General features: G+C 62.6%; 18 protein-coding genes. 9 read left to right on the top strand and 9 right to left on the bottom strand.

The genetic code is table 11. The features are described from left to right. The first annotated feature begins 41 nt into the window (after window positions 1-41). The 4 genes from FA04_RS12820 to FA04_RS12805 are packed head-to-tail and all read left to right on the top strand — an operon-like array spanning window position 42 to window position 3,626. Complete coding sequence (locus FA04_RS12820; RefSeq protein ID WP_034793987.1) at window positions 42-1,103, top strand: ABC transporter permease; 1,062 nt, start codon at window positions 42-44, stop codon at window positions 1,101-1,103. After that, window positions 1,100-2,032 carry an ABC transporter permease gene (locus FA04_RS12815; RefSeq protein WP_034793984.1) on the top strand — a complete coding sequence of 311 codons (933 nt, stop codon included), beginning with the start codon at window positions 1,100-1,102 and terminating at the stop codon, window positions 2,030-2,032. Before FA04_RS12820 ends, FA04_RS12815 begins: the two co-directional genes overlap by 4 nt. After that, window positions 2,029-2,862, top strand: coding sequence for an ABC transporter ATP-binding protein (locus FA04_RS12810; RefSeq protein ID WP_034793982.1), 834 nt, complete (start codon window positions 2,029-2,031; stop codon window positions 2,860-2,862). Before FA04_RS12815 ends, FA04_RS12810 begins: the two co-directional genes overlap by 4 nt. After that, a complete protein-coding gene (locus FA04_RS12805) occupies window positions 2,859-3,626 on the top strand; it encodes an ABC transporter ATP-binding protein (RefSeq protein ID WP_034793978.1) in 768 nt (255 codons plus the stop codon). Before FA04_RS12810 ends, FA04_RS12805 begins: the two co-directional genes overlap by 4 nt. Window positions 3,627-3,701: 75 nt before the next feature. Here the strand turns inward: FA04_RS12805 and FA04_RS12800 are convergent, their stop codons facing one another. The 9 genes from FA04_RS12800 to FA04_RS12760 form a co-directional block, all read right to left on the bottom strand. Beyond that, a complete protein-coding gene (locus tag FA04_RS12800; RefSeq protein WP_226020614.1) occupies window positions 3,702-4,439 on the bottom strand; it encodes a hypothetical protein in 738 nt (245 codons plus the stop codon). A gap of 191 nt (window positions 4,440-4,630) precedes the next feature. Continuing rightward, window positions 4,631-5,863: a class I SAM-dependent methyltransferase gene (locus FA04_RS12795; RefSeq protein WP_034793975.1), complete on the bottom strand. Its 1,233-nt coding sequence runs from the start codon at window positions 5,861-5,863 to the stop codon at window positions 4,631-4,633. Between the two features lie 8 nt (window positions 5,864-5,871). Further along, a complete protein-coding gene (gene rfbG, locus FA04_RS12790) occupies window positions 5,872-6,939 on the bottom strand; it encodes a CDP-glucose 4,6-dehydratase (RefSeq protein WP_034793972.1) in 1,068 nt (355 codons plus the stop codon). Then, complete coding sequence (gene rfbF, locus FA04_RS12785) at window positions 6,936-7,703, bottom strand: glucose-1-phosphate cytidylyltransferase (protein ID WP_034793969.1); 768 nt, start codon at window positions 7,701-7,703, stop codon at window positions 6,936-6,938. Before rfbF ends, rfbG begins: the two co-directional genes overlap by 4 nt. A 99-nt stretch (window positions 7,704-7,802) precedes the next feature. Next, window positions 7,803-8,912 (bottom strand): DegT/DnrJ/EryC1/StrS family aminotransferase, encoded by a 1,110-nt coding sequence (locus FA04_RS12780; RefSeq protein WP_034793966.1) that lies wholly within the window; start codon window positions 8,910-8,912, stop codon window positions 7,803-7,805. Between the two features lie 102 nt (window positions 8,913-9,014). After that, entirely contained in the window at window positions 9,015-10,166 is a 1,152-nt protein-coding gene (locus FA04_RS12775; RefSeq protein ID WP_034793964.1) for a class I SAM-dependent methyltransferase, read from the bottom strand. Then, window positions 10,163-11,020: a phytanoyl-CoA dioxygenase family protein gene (locus FA04_RS12770; protein ID WP_034793962.1), complete on the bottom strand. Its 858-nt coding sequence runs from the start codon at window positions 11,018-11,020 to the stop codon at window positions 10,163-10,165. Before FA04_RS12770 ends, FA04_RS12775 begins: the two co-directional genes overlap by 4 nt. Further along, a complete protein-coding gene (locus FA04_RS12765; protein WP_034793960.1) occupies window positions 11,017-11,742 on the bottom strand; it encodes a WbqC family protein in 726 nt (241 codons plus the stop codon). Before FA04_RS12765 ends, FA04_RS12770 begins: the two co-directional genes overlap by 4 nt. Before the next feature lie 94 nt (window positions 11,743-11,836). Then, on the bottom strand, window positions 11,837-12,589 hold the full coding sequence (locus FA04_RS12760) for a cephalosporin hydroxylase family protein (RefSeq protein ID WP_034793950.1): 753 nt from the start codon (window positions 12,587-12,589) through the stop codon (window positions 11,837-11,839). A 191-nt stretch (window positions 12,590-12,780) separates the two neighbouring features. Between FA04_RS12760 and FA04_RS12755 the strand changes: the two genes are divergently transcribed. The 5 genes from FA04_RS12755 to FA04_RS12735 all read left to right on the top strand — a co-directional run bounded on the left by FA04_RS12755 (window position 12,781) and on the right by FA04_RS12735 (window position 15,920). Next, window positions 12,781-13,341, top strand: a complete 561-nt coding sequence (locus tag FA04_RS12755) for a dTDP-4-dehydrorhamnose 3,5-epimerase family protein (RefSeq protein WP_034794218.1) — start codon at window positions 12,781-12,783, stop codon at window positions 13,339-13,341. Between the two features lie 64 nt (window positions 13,342-13,405). Then, entirely contained in the window at window positions 13,406-13,876 is a 471-nt protein-coding gene (locus tag FA04_RS12750) for an aminoacyl-tRNA deacylase (RefSeq protein ID WP_034794215.1), read from the top strand. Between the two features lie 228 nt (window positions 13,877-14,104). Next, complete coding sequence (locus tag FA04_RS12745) at window positions 14,105-14,419, top strand: hypothetical protein (protein ID WP_051659302.1); 315 nt, start codon at window positions 14,105-14,107, stop codon at window positions 14,417-14,419. 273 nt (window positions 14,420-14,692) lie between these two features. Continuing rightward, window positions 14,693-15,370 carry a L,D-transpeptidase gene (locus FA04_RS12740; protein WP_034793947.1) on the top strand — a complete coding sequence of 226 codons (678 nt, stop codon included), beginning with the start codon at window positions 14,693-14,695 and terminating at the stop codon, window positions 15,368-15,370. A 13-nt stretch (window positions 15,371-15,383) separates the two neighbouring features. Then, window positions 15,384-15,920, top strand: a complete 537-nt coding sequence (locus tag FA04_RS12735; protein WP_034793945.1) for an OmpA family protein — start codon at window positions 15,384-15,386, stop codon at window positions 15,918-15,920. Window positions 15,921-16,198 lie beyond the last annotated feature (278 nt).

Below are 16,198 nucleotides of genomic sequence, written 5' to 3'. Positions count from 1 at the left end.
CCGTCTCGAAGGAATAAACCGAAAGGATCGTTCCCTTGAGCATGAGCGCAACAGGGACAGTGGGCGGGCGCAAACGCGCCCGTCCCGGTAAGATCGTGGCAGCGGTGCTGCGCTTTCTTGTCGTTGTCGTCACCACCTATCTCGGCCTTCTGGCCGTCACCTTTTTCATCGGCCGGGTAATCCCGATCGACCCGGTTCTGGCCGTTCTCGGCGACCGGGCGCCGACGCATGTCGTCGAAAGGACGCGCGAGGCGATGGGGCTCAATCTGCCCCTCTACCAACAATTCTTCATCTATGTCCGCCAGGCGCTGACCGGTGACTTCGGCGTTTCGGTGCTGACGACCAATCCGGTGATGACCGACATCCGCCGCGTCTTCCCGGCGACCATGGAGCTCGCGACGCTCGGCACGCTCATCGGCGCCCTGTTCGGCGTTCCGCTCGGCGTACTTGCGGCCGTCAAGCGCGGCAGCATTGCCGACCAGATCGTGCGCGTCATCGGCCTTGTCGGCTATTCCGTGCCGATCTTCTGGCTGGCGCTCCTGTCGCTGCTGGTGTTCTACGCGCGGCTGAAGTGGGTCGCCTATCCCGGCCGTATCGATATCGTGTTCGAGTACACGTTCACGCCGATCACAGGCTTCTACCTGTTCGACGCGCTCTGGCAGCGGCAGTGGGACGTGCTCTGGGATGTGTTCCGCCACATCATTCTGCCGGCCTCGCTGCTCGGCTACTTCTCGCTCGCCTATATCAGCCGCATGACGCGCAGCTTCATGCTCAACGAGCTGCAGCAGGAGTACATCGTCGCGGCGCGCGCCAAGGGCCTGTCCGAGACCCGGATCATCTGGGGCCACGCGCTCCGGAACGCGGCCGTGCCGCTCGTCACGGTGATTGCGCTCTCCTATGCCGGCCTGCTCGAGGGCTCGGTCTTGACGGAAACCGTCTTCGCCTGGCCAGGTCTCGGTCTCTACATCACCAACTCGCTGCAGAATGCCGACATGAACGCCGTGCTTGGTGGCACCATCATCATCGGTTCGGTCTTCATCGGCATCAATCTCCTGTCCGATCTTCTCTACCGGACGCTCGACCCGAGGACGCGCCAGCGATGAGTACCGTTACCGAAACCCGTGCGATGACGCGTCGCGAATGGCTGCTGTCCGATCGCCCGCAGTCGCGCACCCAGGCCCGGCTTGGCCGTGCCTATATGACGTGGCAGCGTTTTGCCGCCAACAAGCTCGCCGTTCTCGGCCTGCTCATCCTGCTGGCGTTGGTCTTCGTTGCCGCCTTCGCCGATTTCCTGGCGCCGCATTCGCCCTATATCGGGGATCTTGCCAACGCCCGTCTGCTGCCGCCGGGAACCCCCGGCTACCTGCTCGGCACCGACGATCTCGGCCGCGATATTCTCTCGCGGCTGATCCATGGTTCGCGGCTGACGCTTGCCGTCGTGCTTCTCGTTGCGATCATCGCAGCACCTGTCGGGCTCATCGTCGGCGCTGTCGCCGGCTATGCTGGCGGCTGGGTCGACGCAGTGCTGATGCGTATCACCGATATCTTCCTCGCCTTCCCGAAACTGGTTCTGGCGCTCGCCTTCGTGGCAGCGCTCGGACCGGGCATCGAGAACGCCGTCATCGCGATCGCCATCACCTCCTGGCCGCCCTATGCGCGTATCGCCCGCGCCGAGACGCTGACGGTGCGCAACTCCGACTACATCGCCGCCGTGCAGCTCATGGGCGCATCGCCGATCCGTATCGTCTTCCGCCATGTGATGCCGATGTGCATGTCGTCGTTGATCGTGCGTGTCACGCTCGACATGGCCGGCATCATCCTGACGGCCGCGGGCCTCGGCTTCCTCGGCCTCGGCGCACAGCCGCCGCTGCCGGAATGGGGCGCCATGATCGCTTCCGGTCGCCGTTTCATCCTCGACCAGTGGTGGGTGGCAACGATGCCCGGCATCGCGATCCTGATCGTCAGCCTCGGTTTCAACCTGCTCGGCGACGGTCTGCGCGACGCGCTCGATCCGCGGGAGAGCGGCCAATGAGTGCGCTTCTGACCGTTGAAGACCTCAAGGTCTCGTTCCCGACCCGCACCGGCCTCGTCGAGGCCGTGCGCGGCGTCTCCTTCACGCTCGGCCGCGAGCGCCTCGGCATCGTCGGCGAAAGCGGCTCCGGCAAGTCGCAGACCGGCCGGGCGATCATGGGGCTGACGCCTGGTCATGCGCAGGTGACGGCAAAGCAGTTGAACTTTGACGGCATCGACCTGCTCTCCGCATCGCCGAAGGTCCGCCGGGATCTCAGGGGTAAGCGGATCGCGATGATCCTGCAGGACCCCAAGTACTCGTTGAACCCGGTGATGAGCATCGGCCGGCAGATCGTCGAGACGCTACGGCAGCACGAAAATGTCAGCCGCGGCGAGGCCCGGGAGAGGGCACTCGACATGCTGGCCGCGGTGCAGATCCGTGATCCGAAGCGCGTTTACGATCTCTACCCGCACGAGGTTTCGGGCGGCATGGGCCAGCGCGCGATGATCGCGATGATGCTGGTTGCCGGGCCGGAACTCTTGATCGCCGACGAGCCGACCTCGGCGCTCGACGTGACGGTACAGCTCGAAGTGCTTGGCATCCTCGACAAGCTCGTCGCCGATCGAGGCATGGGTCTGGTCTTCGTGTCGCACGATCTGCGGCTCGTGTCGTCCTTCTGTGACCGCGTGATCGTCATGTATGCCGGCCGGATCGTCGAGGAACTGGCGGCGTCCGAGCTTGCCAATGCCAAGCATCCCTATACCCAAGGTTTGCTGAACTGCATGCCGGCGATCGGATCCGATCGTCATCCTCTGCCGGTTCTCGACCGCAAGCCGGAGTGGGCCCAATGACCTCAGCCGTTTCCGTTTCGAACCTTTCCGTCACCTATGACGAGTTCAAGGCGCTGAACGACGTCAGCGTCGAGATTGCGCCGGGCGAATCCTTCGGGCTCGTCGGCGAGTCCGGATCGGGCAAGTCGACCTTGCTTCGGGCGATCGCCGGTCTCGCGCCCGTCACCGGCGGCACCATTCGCGTGCATGATCGTGTTCTGCAGGGGGCAAAGCGCGACAAGGCCTTCTACCGCGCCGTGCAGATGGTGTTTCAAGATCCCTATGGCTCGCTGCACCCGCGCCAGACGATCGACCGGCAATTGCTGGAGCCGCTGGCGATCCACGGCGTGGCCGACGGCGAGCGGCGCATCCTGAAGGCGCTTGACGAGGTCGGTCTCGGGTCGGGTTTCCGCTTCCGTTATCCGCACCAGCTGTCGGGCGGTCAGCGCCAGCGCGTTGCGATCGCCCGGGCGCTGATCCTTGAACCCTCGATCCTGCTGCTCGACGAGCCGACTTCGGCGCTCGACGCCTCGGTCCAGGCGGAAGTCTTGAATCTCCTGGAACAGGTCCGGCGCGACCATAAGCTGACCTTCATCATGGTCAGCCACGATCTCGGTGTCGTCACCCATATGTGTGATCGGTTGGCGGTGATGCAGGGTGGACGCGTCGTCGAGCGCTTGTCCTCGGCGGACCTCGTCGCCGGGCGTATCGGTGAAGATTACACGCGCAGCCTTATGGTCGCGAGCAAGGGCTTTCAGCGCAAGGACGCTGCCGTGACTGCGTGAAGGTACCGATACAAGCGGGGCCATCGTCCCGCTTGTATCGCTTCGTTTCGAGCCATCCGGTCCAGGCCCGGCCGCTTAGGCGCTTTGCCGCCAGACCGAGGTCGAGTCGGTGATCACCTTCTGGATGCGGCGTTGCTCGCGCCATTCCCGGCCCATATCCTTGATGACCGGCTGCGCCTCGGGCGAGAAGATATAGTTGCGGCGACTGGCGACATAGGCCTCCATCGCCGGGTTGACGCCCGAATAGAACTGCTTTTCCGGATCACGCGAGAGGTCCATCAGGCCGGCGCATTGCCGCGCGAAGTCGCCGCGAAGGATCGACGGCGACGTCGTGAATTTCGGGAAAGTGCGAAACAGCGGGATCTTGATCCCGAACAGATACGCGTATTCGTTGCGCCGATGGAAATGGCCCTTGCGGCGGATATTCCAGTTCTGGTCCGCCGTGTGGAACGAGACCTGGCTGATCGCCGGGTCCGCGAAGGGCGCCAGCAGTTCTTCGCCCATGTCCCTCAGCGAGATCCAGTCGTCCTCCAGGTGGAAGACGTAGTCGGCGCTGGTGGCCGACCAGAGTTTCGCGACGGCCGCACAAAAGCCCGGGCTCTCGGGCTGGAACACGGTTCCGTCGGGAAAATGGTTGCGGAATATCTCGACGCAGGCACGATGATCCTCCTCCGATCCGAAAACCGGATCGAGATTGAGGTAGGCGCCGCGCAGGTCGAGCCTGGAAAAGATTTTGTCCCGGAAGCTCGCCAGCGTCTGGGCAAGCAGGTCCGGGCGCCGGGTGGCGACAAGGCATAGGTCAATCGTGGACATAGCACCTCCTTGGGTGCATTTTTTTCAACCGTCAATACCCACGCCAACCCTGACGTTCACTTAGATCGTGCCGAATTTACGGCAAAGTCACCGAATTTACGGCAAAGCGACCTAAGGCGATCAATAAAGTCGATTTTGGGCGGCTCAACGCGGTCTGGTTGAGGACTGTCCACACTTCCTGGCGTCTAGGATTAGAAGACGCTCAGCTTCGGAATGGCGACGACGAAGCGGCCGCCCCAGTCGCGGATCGCCTCGTTGTCGGCGACGATCTCGGTCTTCAGGTTCCAGGGCAGGATGACGAGATAATCGGGCTTTGCATCCTCGATGACCGTCGGCGCGTGCACCGGAATATGGGTACCGGGCAGGAGCTTGCCCTGCTTCAGGTCATTGCGGTCCACGGCAAAGGCGATTTCGCTGGGCGACAGCCCGCAGACATTGAGGAACGTGTTGCCTTTCGCAGCGGCGCCATAGGCGGCTACGGTTTTTCCCTCCGCCTTGGCGTTCGCCAGGAAGTTCTGAAAATCCTTGCAGACGGCGGCGATGCGGTCGTCGAATGCCGTGTAGGTCTCCATCCGCATCAGCCCGGCAAGCGCCTCAGTCGCTCGCAACCGCTCGAGTTCCAGCGTGGTCTCGCGCACGCCGGACCTCAGCTGCGCATAGACGCGCAGCGAACCGCCATGGGTCGGCAGTTCCTCGACGTCGAAGACCTTGAGGCCTGAGCTTTCGAAGATGCGTTCGACGGCCGCCAGCGACAGATAGGAATAGTGCTCGTGGTAGATCGTGTCGAATTGCACGCCTTCCATCAGACGCAGCAAATGTGGGAACTCGAACGTCGCAACGCCATCGGGCTTCAGCAGGATGGCGAAGCCGCCGACGAAGTCGGCGATATCGGGCACATGGGCGAGCACGTTGTTGGCCGCCGTGAGATCGGCGCGAATGCCGCGCTTGACGAGTTCGGTTGCCGTCTCCCGTCCGAAGAAGGCGACCTCGGTCGGGACCTGCCGCTCCTCGGCCAGTCGCGCGGCATTGGCGGCCGGTTCGATGCCGAGCGCCGGGATGCCCTTGGCAACGAAATACTGCAGCAGATAGCCGTCGTTCGAGGCGATCTCGACGACCTGCGAATTGTCATCGAGCGCGAAGCGTTCGGTCATGCTCTCGGCGTAGCGGCGTGCGTGTTCGAGCCAGCTTGTGGAGAAGGAAGAGAGGTAGGCGTAGCCGTCGGTGAAGATTTCATCGGCCGGCACGTTTTCCGTCGTCTGCACCAGCAGGCACTCGGAGCAGACCATCGCCTTCAGCGGAAACGATCGCTCGCGGGCGATGGCTTCCTTCGTCGGTTCGAGAAAGGAATTGGACCAGGGCGTGGAGCCCAGGTCGGCAACGACGGTCTTGAGCGGTGTCGAGCAGAAACGGCAGTTGTGGGACATCGAAGTCGTTAGCCTCTCATGAATGCGTCGATTTGGCTGAGTGTCAGATCACGGGCGTCAGCGCCGCGGCGCCAGCCGTCATACCAGTGGGCGGTCCAGGCGATCGCCTCGTCCTGCGATAGACGGGTTGCCCATGACAACGTCCGTCCGGCAAGCGCCGGATCGAGGCCGAGCGACTTCATTTCGTGCGGCTGGTCCTCGGATGACGCGTCACGCCATTGCGTGGGCAAGCCCATCGCGGTCTGGATGGCGGCGGCAACGTCCCGAACTGGGATCTGTCGCTCGTCCGGAGCCGGGCCGAAATTCAGCGCCGCCACATCGGTCTGGCCGCCATGAAGCGCCTCGGCATAGACGAAGTATCCGTTGAGGCAGTCGAGCACGTGCTGCCAGGGACGTGTCGCCATCGGGCTCCGGATGTCCAGCGTCTCGCCCGTAAGGGCAGCGCGAACGATATCCGGAACCAGCCGGTCCGCGGAAAAATCGCCGCCGCCGAGCACGTTGCCGCCACGGGCGGTTGCCACCCTTATGCCGCGCTCACGCAGATAGGAATCCCGCCAGGTCGAAACGACCAGCTCGCAGGCGGCCTTCGAACCGGAATAAGGATCATGGCCGCCAAGCACGGCGTCTTCCGGAAAATGCCGGCCGCTTTCGTCGTTGCGGTAGACCTTGTCGGTGGTGACGACAAGGACGGTCTTGAGGGCAGGGGCTGCGCGAGTTGCCTCCAGCAGGCGCGCCGTGCCCATGACGTTGACGTCGAAGGTTTCGACCGGCGTCCGGTAGCTTTCGCGAACCAGAGGCTGGGCCGCCATGTGAAGGACGATCTGCGGGTCGCAAGCGCGGACGGCGGATGCGAGCGTGTCGCCGTCGCGGATGTCGGCGAAATGTTCGTTGGTGGCCGATTCCGATCCGAGCAGTGCGTGCAGCGAGCGGGTGGCCGCCGGTGACAGGCCGTATCCGGTCACCTCAGCGCCCATTTGTGTCAGCCACAGGCGGGCCCAGCTTCCCTTGAAGCCGGAGTGACCAGTCAGCATCACCCGTTTTCCGGCCCAGAAGGACGGGTCCGCAAGCCTGCTCATGCCCAGACTTTCCAGGGGGCCGCTCCGCTCTGCCAGAGGTCTTCGAGCTGGTTCTTGTCGCGCAACGTATCCATCGGGCGCCAGAAACCGGCGTGTTCGAAGGCCATCAACTGGCCGTCTGCGGCGAGACCTTCCAGAGGCTCCGCTTCGAACGGCGTCTGATCGCCTTCGATGCGATCGAGCACCGAACGGTTGAGGACGAAGAAGCCACCATTGATGTGACCGTTGTCGCCTGCCGGCTTTTCGATGAAGCTTCTGACCCGCCCGTCGCTGACAGCAAGCGCGCCATATCGGCCGGGCGGGACCACGCTGGTGACCGTCGCCTGGCGGCCGTGATGGCGGTGGAAGTCGGTCAGCGCCTTGATATCGATGTCGGCAACGCCGTCGCCATAGGTGAGGCAGAACGTATCGCCGAGATGGTCGGCCACGCGTTTCAGGCGCCCGCCGGTCATGGAGTCCGTTCCGGTATCGACGAGCGTCACGCGCCAGGGCTCGGCCTTGTTCGAATGGAACAGGGTTTCACCCGTCGCCATGCAATAGGTGACGTCGGAGGAATGCAGCACGTAGTTGGCGAAGTATTCCTTGATCATGTAGCCGCGATAGCCGAGGCAGATCACGAAATCCGAGAAGCCGTAGTGGCTGTAGATCTTCATGATGTGCCAGAGAATCGGCCGCCCGCCGATTTCGATCATCGGTTTTGGCCGGAGATGGCTCTCCTCCGAGATCCGCGTGCCGTAGCCACCGGCGAGAATGACGATTTTCATGCGACCGCCCCGTATTTGCGCCGGCCACTCGGCATGGCGCATTGCAAAGTCCTAATATCCTGGCGACCTTGCGCGGAGGTGGTCTGCGCGCGCCTGCTCTCAGGCGGCGAGGCAGCCCCGCAGGACCTCGACCACGCGGCCGATCTCGTCGGATGTCATGTCGTGATAGCTCGGCAGGTTGATCGCGCGGCCGGGCAGGTCATAGGCCACGGTGTTCGCTGGCACCTCGTCGAAGGGCGGCAACGAACTCAGCGGCCAGAAAAAGACACGGGCGTCGATGTTCTCGGCCGCAAAGGCGTTCTGCAGAGCCTCCCGGGTGACGCCGGTTTCCGGCGCAAAGACGACGGTTGGCATCCAGAAGCCGTTCTTCGTTCCCTCCGGCTCTGGGTTCATGGCAATGGCGTTCACGCCTGCAAGCTGCTCGCGATAGGCGTAGAAGATTTCTCGCTTGCGATCGACCAGCTCGCCGACGCGCTCGATCTGCGCGAGGCCGACGGCGGCCTGCAGGTTCGACATCTTGTATTTGAAACCGATCTCGTCCGGCCAGAACTGCTTTTTTTGCCCGCGGGCGCGGCCGTGATTGGAGAGCGTCAACACCTTTTCATGGAGCTTCGCATCGCTGGTGACGAACATGCCGCCTTCGCCGGTCGTGACCGTCTTGGTGCCGTGGAAGGAAAAGGCGCCGAAGGCGCCGAGCGACCCGGCCTTGCGTCCATGCCACTCGGACCCGAGCGCTTCGGCCGCATCCTCGACAACAGGAATGCCGTGCCGGGCGCCGATCTCAAGCAGCCGGTCCATGTCGCAGAGATTGCCGTAGATGTGAACCGCAAGGATCGCCTTGGTTCTTGGCGTGATTGCCGCTTCGACCTTTTCCGGATCGATGCACCAGCTATCAGCAAGCACGTCGACGAAGACCGGTTTTGCGCCGAGGTGAACGATCGGCGCGGCAGACGCCGTCCAGTTGGTGTCCGCAAGGATCACTTCGTCGCCGGGGCCGACGCCGAGTGCGGCAAGCCCCATGTGCAGCGCGCCGGTGCAACTCGATGTCGAGATCGCGTGCGTCGTGCCGAGATGCGCGGCGAAGGCCGCCTCGAAGCGGTTGATGTAGTCGTAGCAGCGCTCGCCCCAGCCATTGGCCGCCGCATCGGTCGCATAGGTCACTTCACGGTCGGTGATCGAAGGTTTGGTGTAGAGGATGCGGGGTTTCATGGGGAGCGCTTGGTGAGAACCGGGAGTTCGAAAGAGGCGTGGATGCCGGGCGGGATTTTGTCGAGTTTTCGTCCCGCTCCGGCTTCTTGCTGTGTGCTCTTGTCAGAGCCAGACGTGGTCGAGCCCAGGCCGCTGCAGCCAGGGTTGCGCGGCAATCGCAGCGCGGGCCTTCAGCGGGTTGAGACCGATGAACAGTGCTTCGGCTTCCGCTGGCAGGTCCTCAGGCGAAAGCACCGGGATGCCGAAATGGGTGGCGCCCTTCATGTTCTCGTTGCGGTCGAGGAATGCCACGACATCGACGGCCTGGCCGATCCGGCAGTAGATCCAGCTTCCGTAGAAACCGGCGCCGTAGATCGCGACCTTGCGCTTGGCGTAGCGATCTGCCCCGCCCGCGAGCGTTTCCGACGCCCGATCCCAGAAGGCGCAGATGTCGCGGGCTTCCTTGGCCGCATCGGCGGCGGATTTCGACGTGTGGGCGGCCTCGACGGTCGCTTCCGCGCGCTTTGCAACGACGAAGAAGGCGCCAGGGAACGAGGTCGAGTCAATCACCTGCAGTTCGAACCCGACGCTTGCCAGGGCATGGGCGAGCGAGGCTTCGCTGAAATGGTTGACGTGATCGGCGACGGCCATGTCGCCCGGGTTGCCGGCGACATCGGGCATGGAAAACAGGAAGCTGCCGCCCGGCCGCAGGAGGTTGCGCACGTCGCGCATGAAGCCGACGGGATCGGCCACGTGCTCGATGACGAAGTGGCTCATGACGGCGTCGAACTTGTTCTGCCAGCCTTCGGGCGCGGCGTAGGTGGCCTGGGCCGCTTCCGGCACCCAGCCCTGCCAGGCGGCCGCATAATCGGCACTGACGTCGAAGACGTGCGGACGCAAGTCGCTGCGGTTCGCAACCATCTTGCGCAGTGTCACTGCCTTTGCTGCACCATAGTCGAGGATTGAGGCGCCCTCGGGCAGATCGAGCAACCGCAGCGCCAGTGCGGCCTGGTGATCGGTGCGATAGGTGATCGTGCCATCGGTTGCGACCGCGAAGATCTGATCATGATTTTCGCTGGTCAGCGAGATCCGGTAGCCGGTGTCGTAGAAGGCTTGGATATCGGGAATATCGTCGCTTTGCGCATGTCCACAAGCGCCGCAGACGAAGACGCGTGTCGGTACGTCGAGCAGCGTCATGATCGAGGTCAGCGCCGGCGCGGGCACGTCGTAGGTCGGTGCGCCAATGTGGCCGCCGCACACACGGCAGTTCGTCATGCCAATTCTCCCTGCGGTGCAACCAGCTCCGGCAGAACCTCGGCGAACTTTACGCCTGCGGCGAACGAGCCCTTCCAGCCGATGCGGATGCCGAGCGGGTCGGCGTAGTTGAAATAGCGGAACTGGATGCTCCACCGCGGCGTCTGCGAAACGTTGTGACCCGACTGATGCAAGGTCAGGAAGTCCATCAGGATCAGATCGCCGGGCCTGCTCAAGGGAGCGACCTGTTTGTAGCGGGCAAGCCGCTCTTCACCCTTGTGAAGATGCAACGCATAGGCGCCGGTCTTGCCAGCGCCGGCGTCGTCTTCATAGACCGGAACGAGACCTTCGGCCTGCGACCCCTCGGCAATCTGGACCGGGCCCATGTCTTCGGTGACCGGCAAAAGCGGCGTCCAGAAAACGATGCCGTCGACACTGCGCAGTTGCGAGGGGAATTCTTGATGCCACTGCGCGCGGAACTTTTCTTCGCCGGGATTGTCGATGCGCATGCCGTAGCCGCCAGCTGCGATGCCCGGGATGCTGCCGGGCCGAAGTGCCTTAAAGACCTCGTCGTTGGCAGCCGAGCTGACGAGCCGCATAAAGGCAGGGATCTGCTTTATCGCATCATAGACTTCACCGCCCCAAGAGCGGTTGACCGCAATGAGCTTGCGATAGGCGATCGTCATCGCCTCGTGCGCCGTGTCGGTCGGGGCGTCGACGCCGTACTTGTTGCAGATCAGTTCGAGGGTCTGGCGGATGCCTTCGTGGATCGGGGCAATCTCTGACTGAATGTCGTAGAAGCCGGGTACGACGTGATAACCCTTGGTCTCGAATTCCTGGCGCGCGCTTTCGGAAATGATGGTGCCGTTCTTCATGATACGCTTGCTTCCTCCTTCAGGAATTCCCGCCACGAAATGGTTTTTGGTAACAAATGCTTGCGCGCATCGGGCCCAGTGCGCGCAATGAGGTCCAGGACGGAAACATAAGGCGTGAAGGTTTCGCGGGGCTGGGGCCACGGCGTGCAGCTGTAATTCATGTATTCGACGTAAACACCGGCAGCTTCGAAGGCCTGATGATCGAGATAGTTGGCAGCGCCGTGTCCGGTCAGATAGCGCGTTCCATTCGCCTCAAGCACCAGGTCGAGCACGCGCTGCCAGGACGTTCCATTCGAAGCCATGTCGCGGGAGCGCCGGATGGTGCGTTCGAAGCCGATGCCGAGATAGCGGGCCGGGACCTCGGTGCTCGCAATCAGAAGATCACACAGGCTGTCGTTGGCGTAGACCTCGTCTAAGATTGCCAGCGCGTCATCGATGTAGGGCGCGCCATCAAGCGACTGGCGCAGCAACGAGCGATGGCTGGCGCGCCAGTTGTCGGCGGTCGCCGAAAGGTCCTGGATCTTCTGGAAGCTTCCTTTTCCCGCAAGCGGTATCGTCATCCAGCAACGATCGTTGCCTTTCAGGAGTTGGATGCGATTGGTGAAGCTGCCTTTCGAGAATTGGGCATCGTCGAGGTAGATGTAGCCGTCGGCAAGCGCCAGTTGTTCGAAAAAGCCCGGCCAGGGAAAAAGCATCGGCTGGGAGATGACGACGGCGGTCATACGTGGGGCTCGTCCGGCGCGAAGATGGTGTCGAGGTCTCCATCCGTGTCGTGGCAAGGACTCTCGAACAGCGCGCTTGGGATATCTCCGGTTCCTAGTTGCGCACGCACTTCAGATAGCCTCCGGGGGAGCTCGAAAGCACAAGCTTGCCGTTGAGAACCGGGTCCGTTTCGAAGCGATCCGTTTCCTTGAGGTAGGCGTTGAGCGCGGCGTAGGGCTCATCGCCCGGATGCCAGATTTTCGAGCGCTTCGTAGGTGTCTGAGACGCGTCGCCATAGCCAAGCAGCGTGTCGGCGACCACGAGATATTGCCCTTCGGTCACCAGAGATCCGTAGTTCCGCAATTCGTCCAGCACGTGATCACGGCTGTGGTCGCTGTCGAGTACCACCATGACCGAAGCACCCTCTGGGATTTCGGCCGCGACCCTCGCCAGCGTTTCGGCCGTCGTCGACGGCCCCTCGATCAGCGTGATGCGCGAGGACATCGGGTGGTTTTCGATCGAGTCACGATTGTGGGCGCGGATATCGATATCGACGCCGATGACTTTGCCTTTGCCGATCAGTTGCAGCATTGCGGCCATGAAGATCATCGAGCCGCCGCGGGCAACGCCCGTCTCGATGATGATGTCTGGCTTGGTGTTCCAGATGACCTCCTGGGTCGCCATGACATCGGCCGGCATCTGGATGATCGGCACGCCCATGAACGACCAGAGATAGGAGTAGTCGTACTTGTCGAGCGCTACCACAGTGTCGTGTGCCTGCTGGAAAGCGCCCTGATCCTTGCCGAGCGCAAGGGCCATTTCGGTCTTGTGGGCTTCGAATGCGAGACGATCGTCTTCCACTGCCATTGCTGTCTGATGCCCTTCTTCGGATACAACCTATGGATACGCTCTCGACCGCGAATCGCGATCCCTGGCGCTTTCGCCGATTCGCAACGCTTTCCTGTGAACGCTTTCATGTCGGCAATTGCAAATACGGTCAAGGCCGGTTTCTTAAGGGCGAAAAGACGGGTAGTCCTTGGTCTCTGGCGGAAGGAACCATGTCGCGATTCGATCGAATTTCTACACCCATAGCGGGTCTCATCGTCGTCGAGCGGCAACGCAGGGGCGATGATCGCGGTTTCTTCTCGCGCTTCTTTTGTCGCGAGGCGCTGGCCGATTTCGGCGGCGATGGAAAGATCGCGCAGATCAACCATACCCTGACGCAGGCAGCAGGCACGATCCGCGGCCTGCACTTCCAGCAGGCGCCGCACGACGAGGCGAAATTCGTCTCCTGCCTTTCCGGCGCTGTCTTCGATGTGGCGGTCGACCTGCGGCCGGATTCTGCGACCTATCTGCAATGGCACGGGGAGGTGCTGAGTGCGGACAATGGTCGCTCGATGATGATCCCTGGCGGTTTTGCCCACGGGTTCCAGACGCTGACCGAGGATTGCGAGCTGATTTATCTGCACGACAAGCCCTATGCGCCCGAGGCCGAAGGCGGGCTTAACCCGCTCGATCCGGGGCTCGCGATCGCCTGGCCGTTGCCGGTCTCGCAAATGTCGCCGCGCGACCAGGCGCTCCCTTTGCTGCCGAACAGGATCGTCGCCGCCCGTCGTTGACTTCGTGAGGGATGGGAGGACAATAACCTCTCCGCGCCACCACGAGAGAGAAGGGGTGTCGACGATGACGATCGCCAGAAAACTTCAGGACTATATCGACGGTTCGGGTGTCGCCTATGACACCGTCGACCACCACCGCACCGCGACCACCAGCCAGACGGCGCGGGCGGCGCATGTGCCGGGCAGCCGGCTTGCCAAATCCGTGGTCGTTCACCACGAAATGGGCTACGTGCTCGCCGTCGTGCCGAGCACGCACCGGGTCGAACTCTCGACCCTGCAGGACGTAATGGACCGCCGCCTCGGCCTCGCTTCGGAAGAGGAGGTCTGCAATCTCTTTGCCGATTGCGACATCGGCGCCGTGCCGCCGGTTGGTTCGGCCTATGACGTGCCGGTGCTGCTAGACGAAAGCCTCGGCGATGTCAGCGACGTCTATTTCGAAGGCGGCGATCACCGGACGCTGGTGCACATGAGCGGCGCGAATTTCCGCAACCTGATGCGGGGCGCGCAGATCGCCCGCTTCAGCCATCCGGCGTGACTGGCCGTTCAGAACGATCTTGTTTGCGCTGGCGTGACGCCTGCCGCCTGTTCCTTGGCGCCATCCGCTTGAAGCGGGAAGGAGCGGCCAACCGCTGGTCGATATTTGCTGTGCTTGAATCTGCCAGTCGGGCTTGTCAAAGCGCACGCTAGGCGGCACCATCGCGCTCGACGGATACCTTTATCTAACTGGGTTGGGGGATCGATGGTGCGCATACGCTCTGCGAATATGTCCAAGTCTCTGGCAGTACTGCTGGTTGCGACCAGCGTTCAGTCCTTCGGTACCTCGGCACGTGCCGAAGGCGTCCTGTTCGATCAATTTCCGTTTGCCGTTGCCTGCGAATACAAGGGCACCCAGCACGCCTTCTATCTGTCCAAGGTGACTGCGGATGGAACCGCAACCTATCAGGCTTCTGACAACTTCGCCGGTACGATCACGCTGGACGGCGCGGCCAAGGCGGTTGGCTCTGATGCCGGCGGGAGTTGCCTTGGAAAGACGCTCGCGGAGCTCAGGGCGTCAGGTCAGGCACGCGATATCAAGTAGTTCGCCGCATATTGCCGGTAAACGCAGCTGACGCTCGCCCGGCGCTTACGCCGCGGCCGGCGCCGCGCAGCATTGCAACGGCGAGGCGGGCGAAGGCACGTCCGCGGTGGGCTGGCGATGTCTGCCGCCTGTTCGTTTGCGACGAACGCCGAGAAGATCCAATCTATTGTCCGGCCGTCGCGAAAGAATCGATGCGTGAGAATTTTCTGTTGTAGCAGTTCAAAAATCTGATTTACTGCAGCCTCGCTAATTGGCTTTCGGGGGATATTGCCGATGGTGTGGACCCGCAGGGAGACTATGCTTGGTGGTTTGGCGCTGCTTGGCGCCAATGCGCTTCAGAGCCCGGCACTGGCAAAGGCGACAGCCTATTTTTCCGGCCCGGCCGTGGACAACGGCGTGACATACCGGAGCACCAATTTCGCCAACATTGACAGGAAATGGCAGCGCCAGGTCGTCAAGTATTTCAGTAGCGAGCCGATCGGCACCGTCGTCGTCGATACCAGGCACCACTTTCTCTACCTGATCATGGAGAACAAGACGGCCATCCGCTACGGCGTCGGCGTCGGGAAAGAGGGTTTCAAATGGTACGGCCGGGCGACGATCGACCGGAAATCGCTGTGGCCGCGCTGGACGCCGCCACCGGAGATGCGTGAGCGCCACCCCGAGCTGCCTGAGTTCGTCGAGGGCGGTTCGCCGAAAAATCCGCTCGGCCCGCGCGCCATGTACCTGCTGCGCGACGGCGTCGATACCGGCTACCGCTTCCATGGCACGCTGGAGCCGGGCAGCATCGGCAAGGATGCCTCCAGCGGTTGCATCCGCATGTTCAACGAGGATGCGATCGACCTTTACCAGCGTTGCCCCATCGGCACGGCGGTGCAGGTGCTGCCGCATATCGCCGAAAAGGCCCCCGAGGTCAGCCAAGCAACCCCGGTCGCAACTCCGGTCGAATGAGGAATATCACCCGATGCCCGCTATGACCGGATTGACGAGGCTGCTTTCCGCGGCCGCCATTCTCTTGACGCTTGCTTCCTGCAACACCACCGAGATGGCCGCAGTCGAAGAGCCCGCAGCCGTGCCGATGACCGGAAAAACCGACGACCCGGCACCCGGCTTCGAAACCGTATCGGTCGGTACCGAAGAGGACTTTATCCTCAATGTCGGCCGCCGGACCTACTTCACCCAGGATTCCTCCGCACTCGACAGCGTCGCCAAGGCGACACTCGACAAGCAGGCGATCTGGCTCAACAGCAACCCGCGCTGGCTGGTCAAGCTACAGGGCTTCTCCGACGACAGCGGCTCCGCTTCCAAGATGGAAACGCTGTCGCAGAAACGCGCCGATGCGGTAATGGCCTATCTGGTGTCCAAGGGTGTGGACCCCAATCGCTTGTGGGCCAAAGGCTACGGCAACGACCGCGAGGTGCGCGACTGCACCGAGCGCTCCTGCAAGGTCCAGAACCGCCGCGTCGTCTCCAATCTCAGGACGGAACGCGACGCGACTTGAGCGGGCGGCGGCTTCCAACGACCGTGGGCGGTCGCTTCCGCCAACGCGGAATGGACTCCATGTGTTGGCCATCAGCGCGTCGTTCAGCACAGAAGACCAGGGCGCATAGCCACCAACGGGCGGGCGTGGCTATGCGCAGCCCGGTACTTTTCTCGTTGGCCCATGGGTCGACGAATATGTTGCCCTGTGTTTCGCGGAACGACAGAGCACGGCGGCCGCCGCATCAATCGGTTGAAGCGCAAGTGCCATAGTCTTCTCAAAGCAGGGGGTGATCTGAT

The sequence above is a fragment of the Ensifer adhaerens genome, from assembly GCF_000697965.2.
Classification (GTDB): Bacteria; Pseudomonadota; Alphaproteobacteria; order Rhizobiales; family Rhizobiaceae; genus Ensifer; species Ensifer adhaerens.
Note: the sequence above shows the minus strand (reverse complement) of the source record. Positions and strands in the feature narration are given on the sequence as shown.